The sequence below is a fragment of the Pantoea sp. CTOTU46764 genome, assembly GCF_031974595.1.
GTDB lineage: Bacteria > Pseudomonadota > Gammaproteobacteria > Enterobacterales > Enterobacteriaceae > Pantoea > Pantoea trifolii.
In genome coordinates this window covers 90,576-115,430 of sequence record NZ_DALYOQ010000003.1, presented here as the reverse complement: position 1 = coordinate 115,430, position 24,855 = coordinate 90,576, and the positions used below count along the sequence as shown (strand labels likewise).

The window sequence follows — 24,855 nt, the reverse complement described above, 5'->3', positions numbered from 1 at the left end:
CCCCTTGTTACCGTACTCAGCGCCCGTATATCGGCTAAACTTACTTCGCCTGAAGAGGCCTCAATTGTTATCAATGCCTACGTAACAAGGAGATTCTTATGAGCACGATTAATACCAGCATGGGGCGTTACAGCCTTAAGGCAAAGGATTACGGCAACCACATCAGCGGCAGCATTGCGATAAATGATGAAGGTGGCACGCAACTCACCATGCAGGAGTTTGAAGAGCATTATCTTGACGATGTCGTCAACAACGTCATTTATCCGGTCACCGGCGGGAACCGAGAAATTACCCGCGCGTTACGTGATCAAATGGTCAAAGCGGGTTTTGAACAGCCGCACTGAGTTTTTGGGCCACACCTTGTGGCCCTTTACTTCTTTATCGCTGACTTGCGGTTATCACGGGTTTCGTCGCAGGATGCAATATCGTTCATGATAAGGAGATTAACCGCGTGAGTACGCTGCATCTTATTGCCCCTTCCCGTCTTCATCAGTTTGTTCAAGCCATTTGGTCACATGCGGGCAGCAATGCCGAAGAGGCACGCCTGGTCGCTGATCATTTGGTGGCTGCGAACCTGGCGGGCCACGATTCACACGGCGTTGGCATGATTCCGAGCTACATGAATTCGCTGGCGCAGGGCTTTTTGCAACTCAACCAACATGCCAGCATTGCAAAAGACGCCGGTGCGGTGTTGACGCTACAGGGTAATAACGGTTTTGGTCAGGTCGCGGCGTTTGAGGCGATGCAGCTCGGCATTGAGCGCGCCGCCAAACTCGGCATTGCGGCAGTTGGTCTACACCATTCGCACCACATTGGTCGTATCGGTCATTGGGCGGAACAGTGTGCAGCCGCCGGTTTTGTCTCGTTCCACTTCGTCAACGTGATGGGCGATCCGATGGTGGCGCCGTTTAACGGTAGCGATCGTCGCTTCGGCACCAATCCTTTCTGCGCCATTTTCCCGCGCCGCAATGCCAAACCGCTGCTGCTCGATTTCGCCACCAGCGGCATCGCCTTTGGTAAAACGCGGGTAGCGTGGAACAAAGAGCAGCAGGTCGCGCCAGGTTATCTGATTGATCATCAGGGCCAGCCGACCACCGAACCGGGCGTGATGCATCAGGCGCCGTATGGTTCGCTGATGCCGTTCGGTCTGCACAAAGGTTATGCGCTGGCGACCATGTGCGAAATCCTCGGCGGCGCGCTGTCGGGCGGTCGCACCACGCATGATGAGACGCTGGTCACCAGCCACGATGCCATTTTCAACTGCATGACCACTATCATCGTTAATCCGGATGCGTTTGATGCGCCCGCGATGCAGGAAGAAGCAGAATCATTCCTTGATTGGGTGAAACAGTCGCCGCAAAGTGGCGATGCGCCGATTCAGGTGCCCGGCGAGTGGGAAGAGCAGAACCGCGTGGCACGCGAAAGGGATGGCATTCCACTGGATAGCAATAGCTGGGAGCAAATCTGTGACGCGGCGTTACAGGCAGGTATGCCGCAAGAGGAGCTCGCGGCGTTCCGCGCCTTAACGCAGTAAACCGCAAGCGGCTGAGGCGCGATGCCTCAGCCTTGATGCTTAGATGACGTTGGCAAGCAGTAAACAGCCCACCAAACCGCACACTGAAATGATGGTTTCCAGTGCTGACCAGGAACGGAAAGTTTCGCCGATGGTCAGGTTGAAATACTCCTTAAACAGCCAGAAGCCTGGATCGTTGACGTGAGAGAAAATCACGCTGCCAGAGCCGACCGCAATCACCATCAGTTCCGGGCTGGCGCCGCTGGTGACGATCAACGGTGCGACAATCCCGCCTGCCGTAATCGCCGCCACGGTCGCGGAGCCCAGCGCAATACGCAGCACGGCCGCAATCGACCACGCCATGAAGATCGGCGACAAATTGGTTTCATGCATCATGCTGGCGATATATTTATCGACGCCGCTGTCCACCAGCACCTGTTTAAACGCTCCGCCACCGCCAATCACTAACAGCATCATCGCGATGATCTTGATCGAATCGGTGATGGTGCCCATCACTTCATCCATGCTGCGGCCACGGTTCAGACCGAACGTGAAGATGGCAATCAGCACCGCAATCAGGGTTGCCATGATTGGGTCGCCAAAGAACTCGGCATACGGCAACAACACATGACCTTTCGGCAGCAGCATTTCCGCCACTGCGCGCAATGCCATCAGCACCACCGGCACCAATGCCGTCCAGACGCTGACGCCAAAACCAGGCATCTCAGCTTCAGTAAAGGTTTTCGGGTTCCACAAACCTTCCGGGATCGGCTTATCAATGCCTTTCAGGAAGCGCGCATAAACCGGACCGGCAAGAATTACGGTTGGAATCCCCAGCAGCGTTCCAAACAGCAGCGTTTTACCCATATCGGCGTTGAACAGCGTGGCAATCGCGGTTGGACCCGGATGCGGTGGCAGGAAACCGTGCGTAACGGAAAGTGCTGCCGCCATCGGCACACCGACGTACAGCAATGGCACGCGCGCGGAAGCGGCGATGCTAAATACCAGCGGCAGCATCAGTACAAAACCTACTTCGTAAAACAGTGCAAAGCCGACGGTGAAACCGGTCAGCACCAGCGCCCACTGAATGTGTTTCTCGCCGAACTTAGCAATTAACGTGGTGGCGATACGCTGCGCTCCGCCGCAATCCGCCAGCAGTTTACCCAGCATCGCGCCGAAGCCCATGATTAGCGCGAGGCTGCCCAAGGTGCCGCCGACACCGGTTTTAATCGATACGATAACTTTGTTGACCGGCATGCCCTGCATCATGCCTACGGCCAGCGCCACCAGAATCAGCGCGATAAATCCGTTCAGTTTGAAACGAATCATCAGCAGCAGCAGTAACGCTACGCCAATCGCCACATAGAGTAATGGCATAATTTTTCTCCACTTTTGCGCGCGGTGAATCACCGGCAGCGGTTTATTTTGGTTATCCCAGAGGACATGAGAATCAACAGTCTGCGCCGCAGGAAAACATCCTGCTGAGCAATGTTACGGGTATCATGTTAAGGGTAACATTGCGTACAAAGCACCAGCCGCAGCGGCGGAATTTCTGTTTTGCGAAGGTGATCAACTTTTTGCCGGCGCGTTATCAGATTGTTTGCAGCGGGAGTGTCACGGCTTTTGGTTACACTAGGGTCTTTAGCCAAACAAGAAGGACATGCAGGTGAGTGAGAATCTGATCGAGCTGTACAGTAATCAACAAACCCTGTTTGGTCGCGGCAGTATTGACCAGCTGATACCGCTGCTGGCGGCCAATACCCAGCCGACGCTGCTGTTTTGCGGCCGATCATTCCTTAACGGTCCAGCCTGGGCGCGCCTGGGCGCCGCGCTCAACGATCAGATTATCGGTTACGAGATCGTCAGCCATGAAGCCTCGCCGGATGAAATTGATGGTTGGGTGCGGCGCTGGCGCGGCCATGTTGATCGCGTGGTGGCGATTGGCGGGGGCAGCGTGTTGGATGCGGCCAAAGCCTTCAGCGCGATGATGCAGCACCCGCTGAATACCGCACGCTATCTGGAAAAAGTCGGTGATACGCCAGTGCAAGCGGTGACTTTGCCGCTGATCGCCATTCCTACCACGGCCGGCACTGGCAGCGAAGCCACGCAGAACGCGGTGGTGACCGATCAGCAGCACATTCAGGTCAAAGCGTCGCTGCGCCATCCGGTCTTTGTGCCGCAGGTCGCGATTCTCGATCCCGACCTGCTAAAAGGCGCGCCAGACAGCGTGCTGGCAACCTGCGCCATCGATGCCTTCACCCATTTATTCGAAGCCTATCTGTCGCGCAAAGGTAATCTGTTTACCCAACAAACCGCGCTCAATGGTCTGCGACTGTTCTTCAAAGCCTGGCCGGATTTAAACCGTGATGACGAGCGTGGTGATGCAGCACGAGAAGCGATGATGATGGCGTCGTGGCTGGGAGGCGTGTGCCTGAGCAGTGCCGGATTGGGCGTGATCCACGGTATTGCTGGAGAGCTGGGGGCGATCAAACCGTTCCATCACGGCGAAGTGTGCGGACGCTTACTGTTCCCGTTCCTCGATGTGCTGGCGGAAACCGAGCATGCTGAGCAGCAACGTTTGATGGCGCAGCTCGGTCAACAGCTGTTGCCGGACGATCCCGCGCCGCCCGCGCTGGCGTTGAAAGCCTGGATCCAGCAGCAGGCGATCGTGCCGTTCTGGTTAGATGTCCCAACGCTGTCAGCCACCGACGTCGACTGGATTGTGTCGCGCGCCAACAGCAAAAACGGTTGGGTCAGCTACGATGCACCCACGCTGACCGAGATGATTGCCGCCGCCTGGCGCATCGTCTAAATCATAACGGGCAGCCAACGCTGCCCGATTTTTTACTGCTCAGCCACTTTAAACATCGCGATCTCTTGCGCCAGCTGCGCCGCTTCATCACGCAGCGCCTGAGTATTTTCGGCGGTTTGCGTTACCAGCATTAGGTTTTGCTGAATACCGCGCTCCATCTGCGATACTGCCAGCGTCACTTCGGCAATACCTTTGCTTTGCTCATCACCGGCCACGCGCATCTCGCTTACCACCTGCTTCACTTTATGCACGTCTGTAACCAGTTTCGAAAGCTGCTGCCCCGCGCCTTCCACCAGCTTACTGCCAGCCAATACGTTGCTGTCGGAATCGGCAATCAGCGCTTTAATCTCCTGCGCCGCCGTGGCGCTGCGCTGGGCTAAGGCGCGCACTTCCGATGCCACCACGGCAAAACCGCGGCCCTGCTCACCGGCGCGTGCCGCTTCCACCGCCGCATTCAGCGCAAGGATGTTGGTTTGAAACGCGATGCTATCGATCACCGTCAGGATCTCCGCCACGCGGCGCGATGAGGATTGGATAGCACCCATGGTGCTTACCACTTCGCCCATCACGTCGCTGCTGCTGCGGGCAATCTACGCGGTCTGCTCGGCGGCGGCATCAGCCAGTCGGGTATTTTCGGCGTTTTGCTGCACGGTCGCGTTGAGCTGCTCCATCGCCGCCGCGCTCTGCTCAAGCGCCGCAGCCTGCTCAGCAATTTTCTCTGACAGCGCGGTGTTGCTGTGCGCCAATCCTGATGCATTGGCCGCCACCGTTTCGCCGCTGCCCTGCACGCGAGTAATCACGCCGGCGATCTTATCGACAAAGCTGTTGAACGCACCGGCGATATCCGCGAGCTCATCGCGTCCACTTTTGGTCAGGCGGCGGGTTAAATCGCCATCGCCATTGGCAATTTCATCCAGCGCCGCATGCGTGGCTTTCAGGCGCTGACCAATGCGTTGGGTAAACGCCCAGGTTAACAGCAGCAGCACGATCATCGCTGGGATCAGGAAGGTAAAGATGTCACGCATCATGGTACGTGCCAGGCCACTAACCGCACTTTCAGGTGTCACCAGGCCAAGCACCCAACCGGTACCGGGCATGCGGAACAGCGTGACCTGCGCGCTGGTGTGCAAGTAGTCGTCATTGAAATCTGACAGCTGCAACACCTTGCCATCGCCTTTTAACTGAGCGATACGTGCGGCCAGCGGCGCCAGCCAGCTGGATTTTTCCGCCAGGCTGCTTAAGGTGGTGAGCGATTTCAGATCCTGGCCTGGGTAATAGAGCAGATTGCCCGTGCTATCGAGCGCAAAGGCATAACCGCCAGTCACCTGCCCTTTCTGCTGCATAAAGCCCGCAAGATTATCCAGTTGCACATCCAGCGTCGCCACGCCGGCAAAACGATCGCCCGCCGCGTACGGCACGCTGCAGGTCACCATTTTCACGCCGGATACCGGATCCTGATAAACCTCAGACCAGCCGCAACGATCGCGCGGCCCGTTGCGCACCGCGCTGTACCAGCGTTCCTGTTGATAGCCGTTGCCCGCAGGCAGGTTGTAGTCATCGGAATAGGCCAGCGCGCCATCACTCTGTCGCGCCCAGAAGAAGCTGCGACGCTGCACACCGGCGCTAAAAGCATCGGGTTCCGGCCATACGCCGCCACCGGCAATGGTTTTATTGCCGCTGCTATTGATGATTTGCGGGAAACTTTGCTGCCACAACGTAGCATCGTGCGGCAACACTTCGGCAAGGCGCGCCATGCTGACGGCTTCGCCTTCAATGCGCACCAGTTGCTGATTTAATTGGCTGACCAGATTGCTACCGGCCTGCTCAATCAGCGTATGGCTGGCCTCGATGACGCGCGGTTGGCCGCGCAACAACAGAACGGAGAACACCACTGCGGTTGTGACGCACAGTAATAGCAGGCCACCCAGCGTCATGCGGGTAGCCAAACGGGTTGGCAACATAATTTATCCTTTCTAACCGACTGCATTAACGATTGAGATAAGAAGTGCCGCTCAGCGGCGAATTGTGCGTTCCGTCACAATCGAATATCGGCAAAGCAAAGAATAAATTCAGCTAGAAATGACGATTAAATGACAAACGGCGGTTTGCCGGCCAGCATCTGCTCAATCACCTGTAAAACGCCCTCGTCGTTATTGCTCGGTGCTTCAAAGCGCGCCGCATCTTTGACCTTCTGCGGTGCGTTCGCCATGGCAAAGCTGAAGCCAGACTGCTGCAGCATTTCGAGATCGTTACCACCATCGCCAAACACCAGAATTTCACTGCGTTCGATGCCCCAGCGTTTGCCCAGCAGATCGAGGCCGTGGCCTTTATGGTTGCCGGGCACAATCAAATCCACCGATCCGTGACCGCTGGACGTGGCCGCCGCCGCTCCCTGATGCAGACGCTCAATGTCCGCCATCAGCGGTTCCACATAATCATCCGACAGATTCAGCGCGAACTTGAACAGCTTATCGCCCGCGACGTCATCGAGGCTGCGAATCGCCTTCAGCCGATGACAGTAGTGACGCATTTTCACCAGCCACTTTTCATCGAGGCCTTCGAAGTAGTAAGCGCTGTCGCGTCCGCACAGGATGTAGCGCAGTTCGGGATAATTACCGTTGTGCAGCGTATCCAGCACTGCATCAATATCCTGGCGGGAGAACTCGCCGCAGAATAACTCTTCGTCACGATCGATAATCCACGCGCCGTTCTCCGCCACGAAGGCAATTTCGCTGGCGATCTCCGGGAAGAAGGATTTGAGTTGGTAATACTGGTTGCCGCTGGCTACCACAAACTTGATGCCGCGCTGCTTCATCTCCTGATAGCAGGCGTTAAAACGTGCGCGATTGTACTGTTTATTGTCGTCGAGAAAGGTGCCGTCTTTATCCACCGCCACCATTTTTACCACGGTCATCATCACTCCTTAACGTATCGAAAGGAAAAACGGGTCGTAGAGAGAATAACCTGGTGAGCGGATAAAGCGGAGAGAAAGACGGATGGCCGAAGCCATCCGCTGGGGAAGATTAGTTGAACGCGCCGTTGAGCAGAATCGCGGTGATGATGCCAGTTGCTGCGGCCACCAGCACGTAATTGCCATCGATGTAAGCCCAATGTTCACCGCGCGGTGGCTCATACAGACCACGGTCGCGCCAGTCATCTACGCGATAGTGCGGACCCCGAAACTCCGGCGGTGCCGGATAGCCGCGACGGAAGTCATGGCCGCCCCAGGCAAAGCGGTCGCCGCCACGATGTCCTTCCGGCATCCGATGGTCAGCGTAATGGTCGTGACGATCCGGGCCAGGTCCGCGATCGTGATCGTGGCCACGGTCGTGATGATCACCGCGATCCGGTCCGCGGTCGCCGCCACGATCCGGGCCGCGTCCATGGTCCTGATGCTGGTCGCCGCCGTGCGACTGCCAGCGCTGGTCACCTGGGCCGTCTGCCCAAGAGACGCTAGAAAACAGTGTGCTGCATGCAATAAATGACGCAATAAGACTTAGTGTTGTTTTTTTCATGGTGTTGCCTCCAGGGATAACGGCGGTTGCTGTGCCGTTGAGCATTACTATTGATTAAATGGAGACAGAAAAGCATTTCCAAAACTCTTAAAAACCGGATACTTACAGGAAATTACGTCAAATTATCACTTTCTTAACGATTGTGTATTTTCTGACATTAACTGGATCGAACGCACGCATGCGCGTTTATTGGAGAGAAAGCGGGGAATATAAAGAAAAACCCGATCGCAAGGATCGGGAGGATAATTCAATTTCCATAAATTGCATAAAGGGGTAAACCCTGCAAAAGTGAGGGTAAAACTGAAGCACACAATGCCACATCACTAGCATTGCCAGCAAACAATACCATTTAAAATTGAAAACTTCTTTTGAAAAGGACTATTTTTCAGAAAAATACGCAAAAATTAAATGACAGAAAAAATATTATTTTAGGAACGTTGTTTCAGGATAAATAAGGTCTGTGCTCTGACCAGATTCGGCAAAGACAGAATAACAAGGCATTAAAGCAGCTAATCCATGCTATCAAGAATGGTGGATATACCTTTAAAAACAACACCATTAACTTCTTAAACCTTTTAAATATCAGCACGCCGCACGCGCAACCCGGTGAGTATTTAACAATCACTGCTCCTTATTAAGCCCCAACTGTTTATAACCAACATTAATACACGGCGGTGATTACTATCGTGCTCAAAATTCCCCTACTTTCGTCACGTTCAAATATCACGAGGCAGCCTGATAAACTATTTAGGATAAACGTTTACATGGGCAGAATATTCGTTTGCACGCTCACTATCTCATGACGAAGATAAATGGCGCATTGAGGACGCCGGATGACGCGCTAACGCCGCAGCAGGACGAATCGGTCGACGCACCATTTCACCGCTGCAATTAGGGCAGCGCTGCGCCAGCGCGCCTTCCGCGCAGGCAACGCAGAAGGTGCATTCAAACGAACAGATGCGCGCATCAAGTGACTCCGGCGGCAGATCTTTATCGCAGCATTCGCAGTTAGGACGTAGTTCCAGCATGATTTCCTCCGGTGAGTTTCAGCCACCATCATCACCGTAATAATGCCGCTGCACCAGCCAGTGAACAGACATCAGACGGACAAATCGGGACATCGTTGGTCTGCGCTTGTCAGGCGCTTAAGCGAACCATCTGCCCTAAAAACATTACATTCCCCGCTAGGCGTTCTATAGTTCAATCGCCTTATCTACTAACGAGACACTGTAATGCGTATTAAAGGACTTAATTTAGGCTTCTTTATCGTGATTTTGGCGCTTGTCACCTACGCCTTTTTTGATGTGCTGACACCGTATTTTTCTGCCATTTTCTGGGCCGCGATTCTGGCGGTGATCTTCCATCCGCTGAAGTCGCTGTTGCGTCGTAAAATGGGCGATCGTAACGGTTTGGCTGCGTTTGCCACGCTGCTGATTATCTGCCTGATTGTGTTCACGCCGCTGGCGCTGATCACCTCTTCGATGGTGGTTGAAGTCAACACGGTGTACACCAAGCTGCAGAACAACTCTGCGCAGTTCCCGGCGGTGTTTGCCGATCTGCTGCAGCATCTGCCTTCGTGGGCGCGTAACTATCTCGCCGATAACAACCTGAACAACGCGCAGGAGATTCAGCAGAAGCTCTCTGGTTTTGCGCTGAAAGGCGGCCAGTACATGGCGGGCAGCGTGTTCCTGATCGGCAAAGGGACCTTCACCTTTACCGTTGGCTTTGGCGTGATGCTCTATCTGCTGTTCTTCCTATTGAAAGATGGCGCCTGGCTGGTGAATTTGATTCTGGAAGCGCTGCCGCTTTCAACCTACGTGAAACATCACCTGATGATGAAGTTCGCAGCGGTCTCACGTGCCACAGTTAAAGGCACGGTGGTGGTTGCAGTGGTGCAAGGTGTACTGGGCGGCATCGCCTTCTGGATCACCGGCATCGACGGCAGTTTGCTGTGGGGCACCTTGATGGCGTTCCTGTCGCTGATTCCGGCGGTCGGTTCCGCGATTGTTTGGGTCCCGGCAACCATCTTCTTCTTCGCCACCAGCGCCATCTGGAAAGCCCTGTTCCTGATTGGCTTCTTCGTGGTGGTGGTTGGCCTGGTGGATAACATCCTGCGTCCGCTGCTGGTCGGTAAAGACACCAAAATGCCGGACTATCTGATCCTGATCTCCACGCTGGGCGGCATGGAAGTGTACGGCATCAACGGCTTTGTCATTGGTCCGCTGATCGCCGCGCTGTTTATTGCCTGCTGGAATCTGCTTTCCGGTCGCGATAACCGCGAGAACTCAGAAGAGATCGACGAAGAGTTTATCGAAGAGGGTAAAACCCGCGAAGAAGAGGGCAAAATCCGCGAGTAAGCGTTTCAAACGGCTACCGTTTATCGGTAGCCGCATTCCGGCATGAGAATATCGTCCCGCCATTTGCTATCATCGTTGCATTGATTACGGCTTGCGACAAAAGAGAACAACATGTCCATGGAATCCTCCTTAGCGCGTGAAAATCAGGTTCTGTCAGTCTTCGATTTCGACGGCACGCTGACTATTCACGACAGCTTTATCCCCTTTCTGCGCTTCAGCTTTGGCAAACGTGCATTCGCACGCAAAATTGCCCGACTGGCACTGCCAACGCTGCGCTGCATGCGTAAAAAGCTAACGCGTGATGAGTTAAAAGAAGTGTTGATTCACACCTTTTTAACCGGCGTTGAGGAGAAATGGATTCGCCAGCAGGCGCAACTGTTCTGCGCGGCCAACTGGAACAAGTTGATGCGTCCAGCCGGACTGTTAGCGGTAGCCGCTGAAGTGAACTCCAGCGCGGAAGTGACCATCTGTTCCGCCTCGCCTGCGATGGTATTAGAACCCTTCGCCGAGCGTTTGGGCATCAACCTGATCGGCACCCAATTAGAAGTGGTGGACGGCATTCTTACCGGAAAGATTACCGGTCATAACTGCCGCTGTGGGCAAAAGGTTAAGCGACTGGAAAGCGTCTACGGCCCGCTGCATAACTATCACCTGCGCGCCTGGGGCGATACGCGCGGTGATTTTGAGTTACTGGCCGCCGCGCAGGATCCACACTGGCGTCATTTCCATCCAACCTGGAAAAAACGCCGCGTGCCGCTGGAAAAACTGCGCATGCTGCGTCTGGATCCGTAGCCGCTCTCTTCGGGCTGATCAGTAAATCCGGTCAGCCTTTGCCGCATCCAACCACGGCTTAAACTCCTCCAGCAGCAGATCGTATAAACGGTCTTCCGCCAAACTGGCAAAGTTGTCGATGGCGAAGAAATGGGTGTTGTCGATGCGGCGATCGTTGAAGTTATCCAAATCCTGCAAAATGCCATAGTTACTGCCGCCAAGGCCGACAAATTTCCAGAAGATAGGATAGTTAGCCGAGCGGCGAATCGCCTCTTTGATGGCGCGGGTTTTGCTGATGCCGCCGTCGGTAATAAACACCACATACACTGGCAAATCGCTGTGGCGGAAGGTATCAATCAGCTCTTCCATCACCGGCGGTTCATTGTTGGTGCCGCCCAGCCCAGGTAAAATCTCCCACGCCGATTTCTTGCCGCCACGCTGAATGGTGGCGATGTAGCCATCAAGATTATCCAGCGTCACATCGGGATATTTCGCGTGCTGCTGACCGAAACCCCAGACATCCATCGAACCGTCATCATCAAACTGCGCCGCCAGCACTGCAATCCGATCCAATACTGCCTGCACGTTACCCTTACTGAACTGCCCTTTCATCGAACCTGAAGCATCCAGCACAAATGCCACCTTGGCTTTCACCGTTTGCAGCTGGTATTTGCTCAGGCTAACGGTGGCATTTTTCGCCAGGCTCACCAATCTTGGCGCTTTCTCTTGCAGCTTTTTCTCGAGGCTAACCACGGTTGGCGTGGCTGGCTGAGCAACGGGCTGGGCGATGTCGACGCCGTAATTGCGCGCCAGCGGTTCGAGCCCGCCGTTGAATCCCTGCCCCAGCGCACGCAGTTTCCAGCCGCCATTGTGGCGATAGATTTCGGCAAGGATCAGCGCCTTTTCACTGCGCCCGAGCGTTTCCGGGCTGAACTGCGCAATATTCTCGGCGGTTAACGTCAAACTGTTAAGCGCATTAATCGCTTCATCGCCATCAATCACTAAGGTGACGGCGAGTTTACTGACGCTGGCGGCAATCTTTGTCAGGTCCAGATTAATGGTGCAGCCTTGCGGCGTGCTCTGCATGACCACGCTGCGATTGGCGGTTGCGGGCTGATTGAAGAAGATGAAATCGGCATCACCGCTCACTTTGCCAGCGGCATCGAGCAGGAAAACGCTGGTGTCCACATCGCCGCGCAACGTGGGTGAAGCAGCATAGTGCAGGCGCAACGTCAATTCAGTGGTGTTCAGCGGCAGGTTCTGACCCGGTTGTAACATCATACTTTTAACCTCCTGTTAAAGAATAATATTGCTCAGCTAAGCACTGCATCCACTCTTCATACATTCCGTAGCGGCGCGATTTATCGCCCAGGTGCGCATGAATGCGCACCCTACAAATACGTAGGGTCGCCATTCATGGCGACCGATTAACGCTTCGCGCTACGCAATAAGCACTTTGTAGTTTTGATCCGTTATTTAGACAATAAAAAGCCCCGGACAAGCCGGGGCTTTGTTAGCAATGCTTTAAATCAGACGCTCACGCCGTGCTGTGAAGCCAGCGCCGACAGGCCGCCGGCGAAGCCCTGACCAACCGCTTTGAATTTCCACTCAGCACCGTTGCGATACAGCTCACCGAACACCATCGCGGTTTCGGTAGACGCATCTTCAGACAGGTCGAAACGGGCGATTTCAGCGCCGTTGTCATTGTTGAAGATACGCATGAAGCTGTTGCTCACCATGCCGAAGTTCTGCTTACGCGCTTCTGCATCATAAATGGTGACCGCAAAGACCAGCTTTTTCACGTCAGCCGGTACTTTAGACAGGGTAATTTTTACCTGCTCGTCATCGCCATCACCGGCACCGGTGCGGTTATCGCCCTGATGCTCAACGGAACCACAAGCGCTCTGCTTGTTGTTGAAGAAGATGAAGCTGGCATCGCTCAGCACTTTACCGTCGTCACCGACCATAAACACTGACGCATCAAGATCGAAGTCCTGACCATCTGTTACACGTGCATCCCAACCCAGACCCGCCATGGCAACATTCATGGTTGGTGCTTCTTTAGTCAGGGAAACGTTACCGCCTTTTACCAGAGAAACTGCCATTTTAAAGCTCCTGCTTTTAATTGGATGATGCGGACAGCGCGTGGCTGCCCGTGTTGATTAAGATGCGTTGATGCCGTACTGAGCACACACCGAGGCGAGGCCGCCGGCATAACCCTGGCCTACCGCGCGGAATTTCCACTCGGCACCGTTACGGTACAGCTCACCAAACAGCATCGCGGTTTCGGTGGAGGCATCTTCGGTCAAATCGTAACGCGCCACTTCACTGCGATCGTCATCGTTCACCAGGCGGATAAACGCGCCGGAAACCTGACCAAAGCTCTGACGACGGGTCTGCGCATCATGGATGGTGACCACAAACACGATCTTGTCGACGTCGGCTGGAATCAGATCCAGTTTGATTTTCAGCGATTCATCATCGCCATCACCGGCACCGGTACGGTTGTCACCGGTGTGCGAAACAGAACCGTCGGAAGAGACCAGGTTGTTATAGAAAATGAAGTCAGCATCGCCACGGACTTTGCCGCTCGCGGACAGCAAAAACGCTGACGCATCAAGGTCAAAGTCCTGACCATCGGTGGAACGTGCATCCCAGCCAAGGCCAACGAGGACGTTTTTCATGGTTGGTGCCGCTTTGCTCAGCGAAACGTTACCGCCTTTAGAAAGAGAAACGCTCATTGTAATTACCTCTTGGTTAATGATTTTTCAGACACATTACGGGCAGAAGATCAGCTCTCTTCTTTTTCCTCGGGTTTACCGGGGAACATCACGCTGAGTACGATACCGACGGCTAACACGCCGAGTACCACAAACAGGCTGGCGCTAGCAGAGATGCTGTAGCCGTGATGCCAGATATGATCGGTAGCATTCAGACCCAGTTTCACCGCGATGAAGAACAGCAGCACGATAACGGCTTTCTCGAGGTGAACCAGATACTGTTTCAATGCTTCAAGTACGAAGTACAGCGTACGCAAGCCGAGGATGGCGAACATCATGGCGCTATACACGATCAGTGGTTCACGGCTTACCGCGATAATCGCCGGCACGGAGTCAAAGGCGAACATCACGTCAGAGAGTTCAACCACCGCCACACACAGCATCAACGGTGTGGCATACAGCGCCGCTTTCTTGCCGCGACCAATCGCTACGTCTTTGTTTTCTGGCTTCTGCAGCTCTTCATCGACTTCTTTCTGATTCAGCAGGAAGGCGTTGCCGCGCATTTTTGGCCAGATTGGGAAGAAGCGCTTCACCATGCGATAGGCAAGGTGCTGCGAGTAATCTTCGATCTCGTCGCTGTCGTCGCCGCTTTTCAGCATCATCACCGCCGTCCACGCTACGATCAGCGCAAACACGATTTCGACGTAAGGGCCGAGGCTCAGCAAGCCGGTTCCGATCGCCACGAAGATGCCACGGAAGACGATGGCACCGATGATGCCCCAATAGAGCACGCGGTGACGGTAGCGGTCCGGAACAGCAAACCACGAGAAGATCGCCATCATGACGAACAGGTTATCGACGGAGAGCACTTTCTCCAGCGCGTAACCGGTGACGAACAGGCTGGCAACTTCAGCGCCGTGATGAATATAGAGGAAGCCGGCGAAACCCATCGCCACCGCCACCCAGAACACCGACCACAGCGCCGCGCTTTTCAGCGAAATCGGCTTGTCGCCGCGGTGCATGAACAGGTCGATAAAAATAGCTCCTACTGACAGCGCGATGAAAACCGCGACTGTTTCAGTTGGGAAGCCAATGTGCGTAGACACCATGATGAACCCTTAAAAGATAAAAAATTACAGACCAAATATTGCTGGATCAAAGCCCAAAGCGACGGCGATTTCGCGCACCGCTTTCTGCTCGTCAGCATCAAAATCACCATCACTCTTACCGACAGCAATACCTACGCGGATCGCCAACTGCGCGGCTTCCGGTTGATCTTTCAACGCCATGATGTACTTCATGGTTTCGCCCTTGCCAATTTCCAGATCGAAATCGAAGCTGCTCACCAGCTTGTTAAAGAACTCAATCACTTCATTGGTATCAAAGACTTTCAATTCTTCGGAGGCACGCAGAAAACCGATCATCTTCTGCTTCTCTTCCGCACTCACGCTGCCGTCTGCTACCGCAATGCGTGCGCAAACCGCCACCGTACCTTGCATAAATTTCTTATTTTTAAAGCGGCTAACCTGTTTGGTTAATTCATCGCGGCCGGAATTAAATGCGCCTTTAACCTTGTTGAAAAAGCTCATAGTGAATCCTCTGTCTGAAATTATTTGGAACCGGCTCGCCAGTTGAATCCCCAACCGAAAGCTTTATCCATATCGGAATGCCCGTTAAAGAACTGATTGATACGCTCGACGCGGATACTGCCGTTCTCATTGACCAGGCGAGCAATCGCACACATGTTGCGGCGATTCTCCCCTTCAGTCATACGCGTTTCAATCGGTGGCTGGTCTGGAATGTGCAGCGTCACTACGCCATCCGTTTTGTCCCAGCTCGCCGCACCTTGATAGATGAAGGCGAAAACCAACACTTCGCGAATCTGACTCCATTCGCGACCGTTGATGTGCAGCCATTCGCCATCGGTCACTTCGCCGGTGCGATCGTCGCCCTGCAAGTGTACGAAAGGTTTGGCGTGCATAGCGCCAAAATTGCCGCCCAGCGCCTGGATCACACCGCGCGAGCCGTCTTGCAGCTCAACGAAGGCGCCGAGATCGAGATCCACGCCTTTGTTGCCGCCGAACAATCCGCGCAACCCGCCGCCACTGCTGGTTTCACGGTGCCAGTTCAGATTGATGCGGATCTCACCGAAGTTATCGCGCTTGGTCAGGCTGATGGCGGGCTTCTCTTTGGTAAGAGACACTTTGCTCAGATTGATTTTTGCCGGCGCGGGTGTCGGTGCTGGAGCCGGTGCCGCCTGTGGTGCAGGAGCAGGCGTTGGTGCAGGCGCAGGTTCCGCTATATCCACACCAAAATGTTCCGCCAGCGGCTGCAAGCCGCCGTTGAAACCCTGCGCAATAAAGCGGAATTTCCACTCATTGTTGCGACGATAAAGTTCGCCGAGGATCAATGCCGCTTCCTGACGTCCCACCAGCTCCACGTTACCGCTCAGCAGCACGTTGCCGCCCTGCTCCACCTGAATCGCCAGACGTTGCAAGCCCGATACGTTGCGGCCGCCGTCACAGGTGACGGTGAAGGCCACTTTCTGCACGTCGGGGCGCAAGCGAGTGAGATCGACAGAAAAGGCGGAGTTGTGCCCTTCGCTTTTCAGGCTGATGGTACGGTCATCGTTATCCGGCTGACCATAGAACACCATATCGGCATCGCCATTCACTTTGCCGCTGGCGAACAGACGAAAGGCGGAAGCATCAACGGCGGCGCCAGCGAGCACGCGCACCGTCAGCAGATTAGCGGGAACGGGAGCATTGCTCCCCGGCGTCATATTCATTAGCGCACCACTGCGGCAACGATGTCGTTTTGCATCGCATCGATGGTACGACCGGCGCTCGCGCGGCCATGCGCCGTGAAGTCCCACAATCCGCCGTTGCGGTGCAGCGAAGCAATCACGATGCCGGTATGGCTACCTTGCTCAGTCAGCTCATAGCGCGCCAGCTCTTTGCCGTTTTGATCAACCACGCGGCAGAAGGCATTTTCCACTTCGTTGAAGGTTTGGCCCTGGAAGCTGTTCACGGTAAACGCCAGATACTCAACGTTGGCGGGCAGACGTGACAACTCGACGTTGATCACTTCATCGTCGCCATCGCCTTCGCCGGTACGGTTATCGCCGCTGTGTTTCACCGCACCACATTTGGAGGTTAATGCGCGGAACCAGATGGTATCAATGGCATTACCGGATTGATCCAATAATACGCAGCTGGCATCGAGATCGATGGAATCTCCGCCGCCGCCAAATAGCTTGCCTAACAAGCCTTTCTTTTTAATTGGATCCCAGCCTAAGCCGAAATGTAATTTATTCAGCGAAGCGGTTTGTTTGCTGAGTGAGACCGTCTGATTCTTGCTTAATGAAACCATGTCATAATTCCTTCAAACAGGTTTGAAAAGGGTTTTATTTTTGCATCAAATTCCATGAGGGCAAAATCATATCATGATGATATTCATGTTCAGCATTAATTTTCACAGCAATTTTATGAAACACAATAAAGCGTTGTGGAAGAACAACTTAAGCGAATCCACCCCAAAGAGACAACGCACTAAACATGACAATTCTTTACATTAAAATTCATAAGGTTACGTTAGGGTAAAAAATCATATTATGATTGACTCGTTTCGAGGTGAGAAATAAACTCGCCAGTCATAACCCAGCCACCAGCCTCTTGCGGAAATAATTAGAAATGCCTCACAAAATTTGGCTAATGGAAGGTTTGTCCTCCCAACGCGATATAATTAATGGCATTACATCTACAGCTAAAAAACATAACTACAACGTGTCGATTTATGCATCACATCGCCAATCGCGTAATGAAATACTTTCTCTGGCGGATCATGCATTAATTGAACCTGGTGATATTAATCAGCGCCTCGAATTTATTCTTTCTACAGTAAAAAAATACGCCATTCAGGCGATCCATACCGGTCGACATGCGCATTGGTTTGAAGCCCATCGCGCCGCTATCGAAGCCAGCGGTACGCGCTTAACCACCGGCGCACGCGATGTCGCGATGCTGGATCTGGCCGATGACAAAGTCGCGTTTGCCCACCATATGAAAAGCCTGAATTTGCCGGTGGTGCCTTCACTGCGCATTGATTCACCCGTACAGTTGCGCGAGTTGATCGCCCGCAAGCCCTTTGGCGATCTGCCGCTGTGCGTTAAGCCGGTTACCGGTATTTATGGCATGGGATTCTGGCAGTTTGATGAAAGCGTCTCGCCGATGGCGGCGTTTACCCATCCGGATGCGCGCCGGGTGAAAGCCGAATATTACTTACAGGCGTTGGAAGCCGCCGACAGCATGGAACCGCTGGTGCTGATGCCGTATCTGCCGGGCCCGGAATACTCGGTTGATATGCTGGCGGAAAACGGCAAGGTACTGGCCGCCGTGGCGCGCCGCAAAGAAGGTGCGCTGCAGTATCTGGAGAACAGCGGCGAAGCCTTTAAGCTGGCGCAAGCCTGCGCCGCCGCGATGGGCGCAGATGGATTGATTAACGTGCAGACGCGCAATGATGCCAGCGGCAAACCGCTATTACTGGAGATCAATATGCGCCCTTCCGGCGGCATTGGTTACACCCGTTTCAGCGGCGTAAATCTTCCCGGCTTGTTTGCCCTGCGCCAGCTAGGCTTGATCAGTCAGCAGCAGGTGATCGACGATGCCCGCCGCGACTTCACGCCAGCAACCGTACGCGCGCTGAGCGACGTGGTGGCGTATAACCCCGTCCTGTCCAACCAGGTTCAATGAGGAATTATCCATGACCACACTTTGGAGCAGGACGCTTTCATGCGGCACGCTGAGCGTCACGCCAACCGGCGGCATCAGCGCCATCGACGATCTGTTTGAGATCGCCGAGCGCCGCAATCCCAAGCGCGCTTTTCTGTTCGTCAGTAAAGTACTTGGCCGCCACATTCCGGTCGCGCCGGAGAAAATGCGCGCCGTTTATCGCCAGCTGGCTGAACAGTTTCCGCCGCTTTCTGACGGTCCGGTACTGTTTATCGGCATGGCCGAAACCGCCGTTGGCCTGGGCGCAGGCGTATTTGATGAAGTGCGCCAGCGCGTGAGCGAAGCGGTATATCTCACCTCGACGCGCCATCCGCAGCAGGCGGATTTGCTGTGCGAGTTTAAAGAGAATCACAGCCACGCTACCGATCACCTGATCTATCTGCCCGACGATGCGCAGCTGCGCCAGCGCGTGCTTAACGCGCGCACGCTGGTGATGATTGATGACGAAGCGACCACCGGCAACACCTTTATTAACCTGCTCGACGCGCTGCGCAACGACGGCGGCTTAAAGCAGATAGAACAGGTTATCGCCGTCACGCTCACCGACTGGAGCGGCGATGCTTTACCCGCGCGCTGTCCGGTGCCGGTACGCACCGTATCGCTGGTGCAAGGCGACTGGCACTGGCAGCAGGATCCTGACGCCGCGCTGCCGCCGATGCCCGCGGTGGCGCTTAACGATGCCGCCACCGTGCCAATCACCGGCAAACAAAGCTGGGGCCGACTCGGCATGGAAGCGCCAGCGGGCGATCTTGGCCGCACGATTCAGGTGCAGCCGGGAGAAAAAATCCTCGTGCTCGGCAGCAGCGAATTTGTCTGGGAACCCTTCCTGCTGGCCGAACGTCTGGCAGCACAAGGCGCCGAGGTGAAATACAGCTCCACCACGCGCTCGCCAATCGCCACCGGATTTGCCATCGAATCGGCTATCGCCTTCGGTGATAACTACGGTCTCGGCATCGCCAACTTCGTTTACAACGTGGCGCATCAGCAGTTTGACCGCATTTTGCTGTGCATCGAAACGCCGATCGACAGCGTGGATCCGCTGTTAACCACGGCACTGGCCAGGGTAGCGCCGCAGGTGGAGGTGATCAGCTATGAATAAACCGGTAATTTTTTCCGACCTCGACGACACGCTATTTCAGACGCGCCGCAAAATGGTGGACGAGCTGGATCTCGAGCCGTTCCGCACCGGCGCGCTCGATCTCAGCCTGCAGCCGCGCAGCTTTATGACCGAAGAGCAGTCGATGCTGGTCGACTGGATGATCGCGCAAGCCGATTTGATCCCGGTCACCGCACGCGGCACCGAAGAGATCGCCCGCGTGCAGATCCCATTCCGTTCGTGGGCGGTGACTACGCATGGCGCGGTAATCCTCAATCCGCAAGGTGAGGAAGATGCAGCATGGCGCGCGCACATGCTGGAAAAACTAACGCCGTACGGCCCGGCGCTGCTCTCGATGCAGCAGGCGATCACCGATCTGATGGCAGAGCGCGACATCAACGGCTGGGCGCGCATCAACTATGAATATGGCGTCACGCCGATCTATCTGGTGATGAAGCACCGCGACAGCACGCGCCTCGAGGAGCTTTACGCCATCGCCGATGAAATCGAGCAACGCTTCCCCACCGCCGGCTATTACATCCATCGCAACAGCAACAACGTCGCGTGGCTGCCGAACGTGGTGGAAAAAGGCTTAGCCGTCAGCTACCTGTTGGAAAAACTGCGCAGCGAGCGCGGCGTTTTCCCGGTGATTGGCCTCGGCGACAGCCTCAGCGATCATCGCTTTATGAAGCTGTGCAGCTGGTACGGCATTCCGCGTCAAAGCCAGTTTGCCGAACGCATCAACCAATCCCTATTCGGAGAACAATCAGATGGTGAATAACCTGCCTTTCTCTGGATCGTACCAAGCCGGCGACGTCGAATTCCTGCTCAAGCCGGTCGAGATCGACATGACGCCGGTGGAGCAAAAAGAGCAGCTGATCCAATCCGGCACGCGCCACTATTCCGAGATGTTGAGCCAGGAACCGGAACCGACGCGCTGGCACCTTGAGCTGTTTTCCCGCGCGCTTGACGCAGGTGCCGGACGCCTGGCGAAAGAAGTCACCATGCTGGCGCGGACGCTGGCACACCAGTTTGGCGACATGCCGATTGTGCTCGTAAGCCTGGTGCGCGCGGGTGTGCCGCTCGGCGTGATGCTGCAACAGGCGCTGCGCGCGATGGGCCGCGAATCGTACCATTACGGCATCAGCATCATCCGCGATCGCGGGATTGATCAGGCTGCGCTGGAGATCATCGAAGCGCGCCACGGCACCGCAGGCATTGTGTTCGTTGATGGCTGGACCGGCAAAGGCGCCATCACCGGCGAGCTGATTCGCAGCCTCGAACATCGTCCTGGCTATCCGGCGCAACCGCGCTTAGTGGTGCTGGCCGATCCTTGCGGTCGGGCGTGGCTTTCGGCCAGCGATGATGACTGGCTGATCCCGTTTGGTATTATGGGCGCGCCGGTTTCAGGATTGATCTCGCGCTCGTTGTGGTCTGAAGCGGGCTTGCACGGCTGCGTGCAGTGCGACCATCTGGCGCAATACGATTGCAGCCAGCAGCTGGTGAACACCGTGGCGGAATATGCGCGATCGCTGGATGTCAGCGCCCTGCCCGCTTGCCAGCAGGATCCACAACATCAACAACAGCTAGTAGCGCAAAGTGAAGCGGTGATCGCCATGCTGGCGGCGCGTTATCAGGTGAACAGCATCAACCGCATTAAGCCGGGTATCGCCGAAGCCACGCGCGCCGTGCTGCGCCGCGTGCCGGATCAAGTGCTGGTCCGTTCGGTGGACGATCCTGACGTGGCGTTGCTGGTCTATCTTGCCCAACAAAAAGGGCTGACCATCACAGAAGCGGGTGCCGATCTTGGGCAATACCGCGCCGTGACGATAATCAAAAAGGTGCTGTGATGAACGGCCGTCTCTCTCCGTGGCGTTTGGGCGCGACGCTGTATATGCCGGCGGTGCGCAGCGATATCGTCGATGCCATTCTGCACAACAAAATTAGTGGCCTGCGCTCGCTGGTGATCTGCCTGGAAGATGCGGTCAGTGATGCGGATTTGCCGCAGGCGCTGCACAATCTCCAGCAAATCCTGCAGGTGTTGAATGCCGAACAGCGCGCCAATGGCAACACGCAGTGGCCGCTGGTGTTTATCCGTCCACGTAACAGCGAGATGGGCGCGTGGCTGGTGGAAAACCTCAACCTCAGCGCGATAGACGGCTTTGTGTTGCCGAAATTCACCGCCGACTCCTTGCCGCTGTGGTGGCAGATTCTCGAACCGAGCCATCTGTGCATGATGCCGACGCTGGAAACCGAAGAGGTGTTCGACGTGGTGGCAATGCGCGAGCTGGCCCTCACGCTGCAAAACCATGCTTGCCGCGAGCGCGTGATCGCCCTGCGCATCGGCGGTAACGACTTGATGAATGTGCTGTCTTTGCGTCGCTCGCGCCACTTCACGCTGTATGACAGCCCGATGGGTTACACCATTAAAATGCTGGTGGCGGTGTTCGCGTCGCGGGATTTTGCGCTGACCGCACCGGTGTGCGAGCACATCGACGATCAACAGATTATGGATCAGGAACTGGCGCAGGATATCGCGCACGGCTTAGTGGGCAAAACCGCCATTCACCCGAGCCAGATTGGCAAGATTCAGGACATGCTGATGGTTTCCGCCAGCGATCAGGCGGATGCCTTCCGCATCCTCAACTCAAGCCAGGCGGTATTTAAATCGCAGGGCGCGATGTGCGAACCAGCGACGCATCGCCGCTGGGCCGCCGCTATTCTGGCCCGCGCGCAGGAATACGGCATCGCACCCGATGCTCGCGCTGACGGCGCATTGATGCTGGTAACCTGACAAACCCTGTAGGGTGGGCATTCATGCCCACCGCGTTACCACCAAACCACAAACCAAACGTAAGAATTTTCGGATCCTATTTATCTGATATTTAAATACCCTCTGATACTGTCGAAAAACGTTTGCCAGGAGGGCGATACAGACCATTGATCACTAACGCAGGCCTCAATCGACCATGCAACTTAGTACCCGACAGACACGCGTATTTATGCTCGCCTCACTGCTCAGCAGCGGCAAACCGGTCGCATCCAGCCGCATTCTCGCCTCACTCGACTGCTCCGAACCCACGCTGACGCGCGCGCTAAAAGAGCTACGTGAATCCTGGTCTGCGGAGATCAAATACAGCCGCCTCACCCACTGCTACCAATTGACCGAACCCGGCAAACTCGATAAGAAAAGCCTGCGCCATATTAATGAAGCACTCAAACTCAATGCCGAACTGCAACAGAGCGAAACCGTCAGCCGGGTATTTCTGGATAAAGAGAAAAAGAAAGCGGTGTCGTTGTCACTGAGGATGTCTGTTTTAAGGAAAATCGATCAGGTTGTAAGACTAAGTGAAACGACAAGAAGTGATGCGGTAGAGATGCTGGTGGAGAGTGGGTTAGATGAATTGATCGAGAAGTTAATGCTTAAAAAGAATGAGTTCAAACGGCAGTAATATTTCAGCAGTGGTTTAATGACTCGATGATTTTCAACTGACTTCAGCGATGCAAACCTACCCCCTTAAATGATTAATGGACCTCATCGACCTGGACAATGTCCCCTAACCTCCCAAAACTGTTAACGTAATCACGTTTCATCGATCGTAATATTCATCATTAGCATTCACATCATCGCACCGCATGATGACTAACACAGAACAACATCCCTTCGTTATTAAATTATAAATAAATCAATATTTAAAATAAAAATATCGCAGTAACCGAATCGCGTTAATGCTCTTTTTAATATCGAGTGTAAAACCAGGCAGAAAATTGGAATCCTGTTTCACAAACTCAAATTGTCAGTTTGATCAACTATCACTCAATGTAATATCATCAGTACCGTTTAAAGGTAGAGGCCGTTCTTCTAAGGCAGATAGTCCACCTTTGGTCGGCTAAGTAAGCAGCGTGGCAATAACAACTCCCCAATTGAAATCGGTAATTGGGTTAATGGATTAACAATGTTTAGGCGTTACCAGGAAGGTACCCATGACGTTTTCACAACACAACATCACAGCCAATACTCTCGATGCGCTGATGCAGGATACCTGGCTATTGGCGCTCGCGGTCCGCAATGGGCAATCGATCACGATTGATGATGCGCTCTACCAGCGTTGCTTCAATATGATTCAACAGGTTCAGGATCAACTCACTACAGCGCGAGCTCCAGCTTCTCTCTGCGAAGAAATCAAATTCGCGCACTGCGTATTTCTCGACGAACTGATCATGACCATTCCGGAAACTGATATCTCTGCCTGGTGGAAACGCACACCTTTGCAGGGGCACTTTCTCGGGCATCTCAATGGTGGTGAGCATTTCTTTGACCGCATTAAAAAACTGCTTCGTGAACCTGCAGCAGCTGAAGCCGCCGTGAGCTGTTACTTCAGAATGCTGCATTTGGGTTATGCCGGGAAATACCGAACGGAAGACGATGAGGAGCGCCAGTCGCTGATGCAGCAGCTAAAAGCGCGGTTGCCGCAGCAGATTGAATCTGCCGACTCCGCGGTAATTATCCAGCGTTCAAAACATAAAACATCTTTCTGGCAGCGTTCTCCGTGGCTTATTCGCAGCAGTGTGCTGGTTGCCATTATTGTCGCCACTTTCATCATGGATGGTCATCTGCAATATCTGTTAGTCAAAGGGTAGGCTTCGGGCAAACAAATTTCAGGAAGGAATCTGTAAATGGGCAAAAAGGATTTTGTTATTACGGGTGGCAAGACGCCGGTATATAACCACTATCAACTGAGCATTCAGACGCTGAAAAATCAGCGTCCCGACATCCTGTTATCGGTGCTGCGCTTTAGCGGTGAAGAGGCATTGAATTCGCCGTGGAAGTACAGCATTGAACTCACCAGCGCTACACGCGATATTCCCGCTGATATTCTGATTAACAGCACTGCTCAGCTATTGTTTTATCCTGATGGCCAACCCTGGCAGTCAGTAGAACCGAGCATTTTGCGCGGTGTAGTGACCGCTTTCCAGCAGTGCGAATCCTCTGCTGACCAAACACGTTATGTGGTCACACTGGAATCGCGCCTTGCGCTGCTAAAAAACAGCCTGACCTATGCCGTTTACCAGCATAAAAGCGTACCGGGTGCGGTAGAGGATATCCTCAAACGCTGGGAATATTCCTCGCTGGATTATCACTTTCGCCTAAATACTCAGTATCCAATTCGCGATTTCTATATCTCATATGCCGAGAGCGATCTCGCCTTTATTGAGCGTCATCTGTCGCGCATTGGTGTCTTTTATTACTTCACCTGGGATGAAGAAAACCACCGAGATG

Annotated in this window: 23 protein-coding genes and 2 pseudogenes; 13 read left to right on the top strand and 12 right to left on the bottom strand. The window is 54.4% G+C overall.

All coding sequences use genetic code 11. From position 1 onward, the window contains the following. Positions 1-98: 98 nt before the first annotated feature. Both RTM06_RS02330 and RTM06_RS02325 read left to right on the top strand, forming a co-directional pair. A complete protein-coding gene (locus RTM06_RS02330) occupies positions 99-344 on the top strand; it encodes a hypothetical protein (protein WP_008103719.1) in 246 nt (81 codons plus the stop codon). Positions 345-451: 107 nt separating this feature from the next. Then, positions 452-1,534: a malate/lactate/ureidoglycolate dehydrogenase gene (locus RTM06_RS02325; protein WP_312179682.1), complete on the top strand. Its 1,083-nt coding sequence runs from the start codon at positions 452-454 to the stop codon at positions 1,532-1,534. A 39-nt stretch (positions 1,535-1,573) separates the two neighbouring features. On the opposite strand, the gene gntT is transcribed toward RTM06_RS02325, so the two are convergent. Further along, complete coding sequence (gntT, locus tag RTM06_RS02320; protein ID WP_256695889.1) at positions 1,574-2,890, bottom strand: gluconate transporter; 1,317 nt, start codon at positions 2,888-2,890, stop codon at positions 1,574-1,576. A gap of 125 nt (positions 2,891-3,015) precedes the next feature. On the opposite strand from gntT, the pseudogene RTM06_RS02315 reads away from it, so the two are divergent. Next, positions 3,016-4,325 (top strand): annotated as a pseudogene (locus RTM06_RS02315) (iron-containing alcohol dehydrogenase). 32 nt (positions 4,326-4,357) lie between these two features. On the opposite strand, the pseudogene RTM06_RS02310 reads toward RTM06_RS02315, so the two are convergent. The 4 genes and pseudogenes from RTM06_RS02310 to RTM06_RS02295 all read right to left on the bottom strand — a co-directional run bounded on the left by RTM06_RS02310 (position 4,358) and on the right by RTM06_RS02295 (position 8,868). Then, a pseudogene (locus tag RTM06_RS02310) lies at positions 4,358-6,286 on the bottom strand (methyl-accepting chemotaxis protein). Between the two features lie 125 nt (positions 6,287-6,411). Continuing rightward, positions 6,412-7,239 carry a Cof-type HAD-IIB family hydrolase gene (locus RTM06_RS02305; RefSeq protein WP_256695886.1) on the bottom strand — a complete coding sequence of 276 codons (828 nt, stop codon included), beginning with the start codon at positions 7,237-7,239 and terminating at the stop codon, positions 6,412-6,414. Positions 7,240-7,348: 109 nt separating this feature from the next. After that, on the bottom strand, positions 7,349-7,840 hold the full coding sequence (locus RTM06_RS02300) for an RcnB family protein (RefSeq protein ID WP_265299592.1): 492 nt from the start codon (positions 7,838-7,840) through the stop codon (positions 7,349-7,351). Between the two features lie 797 nt (positions 7,841-8,637). Then, entirely contained in the window at positions 8,638-8,868 is a 231-nt protein-coding gene (locus tag RTM06_RS02295; protein ID WP_312179677.1) for a DUF1272 domain-containing protein, read from the bottom strand. A 204-nt stretch (positions 8,869-9,072) separates the two neighbouring features. Here RTM06_RS02295 and RTM06_RS02290 point away from each other — a divergent pair, with 204 nt between their 5' ends. Together RTM06_RS02290 and RTM06_RS02285 are read left to right on the top strand one after the other, a co-directional pair. Then, positions 9,073-10,197 (top strand): AI-2E family transporter, encoded by a 1,125-nt coding sequence (locus RTM06_RS02290; RefSeq protein WP_256695883.1) that lies wholly within the window; start codon positions 9,073-9,075, stop codon positions 10,195-10,197. A 111-nt stretch (positions 10,198-10,308) separates the two neighbouring features. Continuing rightward, on the top strand, positions 10,309-10,989 hold the full coding sequence (locus RTM06_RS02285) for an HAD family hydrolase (protein WP_312179674.1): 681 nt from the start codon (positions 10,309-10,311) through the stop codon (positions 10,987-10,989). Positions 10,990-11,007: 18 nt separating this feature from the next. Here the strand turns inward: RTM06_RS02285 and RTM06_RS02280 are convergent, their stop codons facing one another. The 7 genes from RTM06_RS02280 to RTM06_RS02250 form a co-directional block, all read right to left on the bottom strand. After that, on the bottom strand, positions 11,008-12,249 hold the full coding sequence (locus tag RTM06_RS02280) for a VWA domain-containing protein (RefSeq protein WP_293796651.1): 1,242 nt from the start codon (positions 12,247-12,249) through the stop codon (positions 11,008-11,010). A 248-nt stretch (positions 12,250-12,497) separates the two neighbouring features. Further along, positions 12,498-13,073: a TerD family protein gene (locus RTM06_RS02275; RefSeq protein WP_008103742.1), complete on the bottom strand. Its 576-nt coding sequence runs from the start codon at positions 13,071-13,073 to the stop codon at positions 12,498-12,500. 57 nt (positions 13,074-13,130) lie between these two features. Further along, positions 13,131-13,709, bottom strand: a complete 579-nt coding sequence (locus RTM06_RS02270) for a TerD family protein (RefSeq protein WP_008103744.1) — start codon at positions 13,707-13,709, stop codon at positions 13,131-13,133. A 50-nt stretch (positions 13,710-13,759) separates the two neighbouring features. Further along, positions 13,760-14,797, bottom strand: coding sequence for a TerC/Alx family metal homeostasis membrane protein (locus RTM06_RS02265; RefSeq protein ID WP_008103746.1), 1,038 nt, complete (start codon positions 14,795-14,797; stop codon positions 13,760-13,762). Positions 14,798-14,821: 24 nt separating this feature from the next. Next, positions 14,822-15,277, bottom strand: a complete 456-nt coding sequence (locus RTM06_RS02260) for a tellurite resistance TerB family protein (RefSeq protein WP_008103747.1) — start codon at positions 15,275-15,277, stop codon at positions 14,822-14,824. Between the two features lie 20 nt (positions 15,278-15,297). Continuing rightward, positions 15,298-16,476 carry a TerD family protein gene (locus RTM06_RS02255; RefSeq protein ID WP_312179669.1) on the bottom strand — a complete coding sequence of 393 codons (1,179 nt, stop codon included), beginning with the start codon at positions 16,474-16,476 and terminating at the stop codon, positions 15,298-15,300. Beyond that, the gene (locus RTM06_RS02250) at positions 16,476-17,060 is read right to left on the bottom strand and encodes a TerD family protein (RefSeq protein ID WP_008103751.1); all 585 of its coding nucleotides are present in this window, start codon (positions 17,058-17,060) and stop codon (positions 16,476-16,478) included. Before RTM06_RS02250 ends, RTM06_RS02255 begins: the two co-directional genes overlap by 1 nt. A 320-nt stretch (positions 17,061-17,380) precedes the next feature. Between RTM06_RS02250 and RTM06_RS02245 the strand changes: the two genes are divergently transcribed. From RTM06_RS02245 to RTM06_RS02210, 8 genes are all read left to right on the top strand, one after another. Continuing rightward, positions 17,381-18,439 (top strand): ATP-grasp domain-containing protein, encoded by a 1,059-nt coding sequence (locus RTM06_RS02245; protein ID WP_312179667.1) that lies wholly within the window; start codon positions 17,381-17,383, stop codon positions 18,437-18,439. Positions 18,440-18,449: 10 nt separating this feature from the next. Continuing rightward, positions 18,450-19,577: a phosphoribosyltransferase domain-containing protein gene (locus RTM06_RS02240; RefSeq protein ID WP_312179665.1), complete on the top strand. Its 1,128-nt coding sequence runs from the start codon at positions 18,450-18,452 to the stop codon at positions 19,575-19,577. After that, complete coding sequence (locus tag RTM06_RS02235) at positions 19,570-20,355, top strand: hypothetical protein (RefSeq protein ID WP_312179664.1); 786 nt, start codon at positions 19,570-19,572, stop codon at positions 20,353-20,355. Before RTM06_RS02240 ends, RTM06_RS02235 begins: the two co-directional genes overlap by 8 nt. Beyond that, a complete protein-coding gene (locus tag RTM06_RS02230) occupies positions 20,345-21,424 on the top strand; it encodes a cysteine protease StiP family protein (RefSeq protein WP_312179662.1) in 1,080 nt (359 codons plus the stop codon). Before RTM06_RS02235 ends, RTM06_RS02230 begins: the two co-directional genes overlap by 11 nt. Then, a complete protein-coding gene (locus tag RTM06_RS02225; RefSeq protein ID WP_312179661.1) occupies positions 21,424-22,368 on the top strand; it encodes an HpcH/HpaI aldolase/citrate lyase family protein in 945 nt (314 codons plus the stop codon). Before RTM06_RS02230 ends, RTM06_RS02225 begins: the two co-directional genes overlap by 1 nt. Positions 22,369-22,543: 175 nt before the next feature. Next, complete coding sequence (locus RTM06_RS02220) at positions 22,544-23,026, top strand: tellurium resistance protein TerW (RefSeq protein WP_312179659.1); 483 nt, start codon at positions 22,544-22,546, stop codon at positions 23,024-23,026. A 532-nt stretch (positions 23,027-23,558) separates the two neighbouring features. Then, positions 23,559-24,215: a type VI secretion system protein TssL, short form gene (tssL, locus tag RTM06_RS02215; protein ID WP_312179657.1), complete on the top strand. Its 657-nt coding sequence runs from the start codon at positions 23,559-23,561 to the stop codon at positions 24,213-24,215. A gap of 36 nt (positions 24,216-24,251) precedes the next feature. Beyond that, positions 24,252-24,855: contractile injection system protein, VgrG/Pvc8 family (locus RTM06_RS02210; protein ID WP_312179655.1), on the top strand; the 604-nt coding region annotated here is incomplete at its 3' end.

Bases quoted from the DNA above. Each gene is read 5' to 3' on its own strand.
- RTM06_RS02330 (WP_008103719.1), top strand. From the start codon at position 99: ATGAGCACGATTAATACCAGCATGGGGCGTTACAGCCTTAAGGCAAAG.
- gntT (WP_256695889.1), bottom strand. From the start codon at position 2,890: ATGCCATTACTCTATGTGGCGATTGGCGTAGCGTTACTGCTGCTGCTG.
- RTM06_RS02305 (WP_256695886.1), bottom strand. From the start codon at position 7,239: ATGACCGTGGTAAAAATGGTGGCGGTGGATAAAGACGGCACCTTTCTC.
- RTM06_RS02300 (WP_265299592.1), bottom strand. From the start codon at position 7,840: ATGAAAAAAACAACACTAAGTCTTATTGCGTCATTTATTGCATGCAGC.
- RTM06_RS02295 (WP_312179677.1), bottom strand. From the start codon at position 8,868: ATGCTGGAACTACGTCCTAACTGCGAATGCTGCGATAAAGATCTGCCG.
- RTM06_RS02290 (WP_256695883.1), top strand. From the start codon at position 9,073: ATGCGTATTAAAGGACTTAATTTAGGCTTCTTTATCGTGATTTTGGCG.
- RTM06_RS02285 (WP_312179674.1), top strand. From the start codon at position 10,309: ATGTCCATGGAATCCTCCTTAGCGCGTGAAAATCAGGTTCTGTCAGTC.
- RTM06_RS02280 (WP_293796651.1), bottom strand. From the start codon at position 12,249: ATGATGTTACAACCGGGTCAGAACCTGCCGCTGAACACCACTGAATTG.
- RTM06_RS02275 (WP_008103742.1), bottom strand. From the start codon at position 13,073: ATGGCAGTTTCTCTGGTAAAAGGCGGTAACGTTTCCCTGACTAAAGAA.
- RTM06_RS02270 (WP_008103744.1), bottom strand. From the start codon at position 13,709: ATGAGCGTTTCTCTTTCTAAAGGCGGTAACGTTTCGCTGAGCAAAGCG.
- RTM06_RS02265 (WP_008103746.1), bottom strand. From the start codon at position 14,797: ATGGTGTCTACGCACATTGGCTTCCCAACTGAAACAGTCGCGGTTTTC.
- RTM06_RS02260 (WP_008103747.1), bottom strand. From the start codon at position 15,277: ATGAGCTTTTTCAACAAGGTTAAAGGCGCATTTAATTCCGGCCGCGAT.
- RTM06_RS02255 (WP_312179669.1), bottom strand. From the start codon at position 16,476: ATGAATATGACGCCGGGGAGCAATGCTCCCGTTCCCGCTAATCTGCTG.
- RTM06_RS02250 (WP_008103751.1), bottom strand. From the start codon at position 17,060: ATGGTTTCATTAAGCAAGAATCAGACGGTCTCACTCAGCAAACAAACC.
- RTM06_RS02245 (WP_312179667.1), top strand. From the start codon at position 17,381: ATGCCTCACAAAATTTGGCTAATGGAAGGTTTGTCCTCCCAACGCGAT.
- RTM06_RS02240 (WP_312179665.1), top strand. From the start codon at position 18,450: ATGACCACACTTTGGAGCAGGACGCTTTCATGCGGCACGCTGAGCGTC.
- RTM06_RS02235 (WP_312179664.1), top strand. From the start codon at position 19,570: ATGAATAAACCGGTAATTTTTTCCGACCTCGACGACACGCTATTTCAG.
- RTM06_RS02230 (WP_312179662.1), top strand. From the start codon at position 20,345: ATGGTGAATAACCTGCCTTTCTCTGGATCGTACCAAGCCGGCGACGTC.
- RTM06_RS02225 (WP_312179661.1), top strand. From the start codon at position 21,424: ATGAACGGCCGTCTCTCTCCGTGGCGTTTGGGCGCGACGCTGTATATG.
- RTM06_RS02220 (WP_312179659.1), top strand. From the start codon at position 22,544: ATGCAACTTAGTACCCGACAGACACGCGTATTTATGCTCGCCTCACTG.
- tssL (WP_312179657.1), top strand. From the start codon at position 23,559: ATGACGTTTTCACAACACAACATCACAGCCAATACTCTCGATGCGCTG.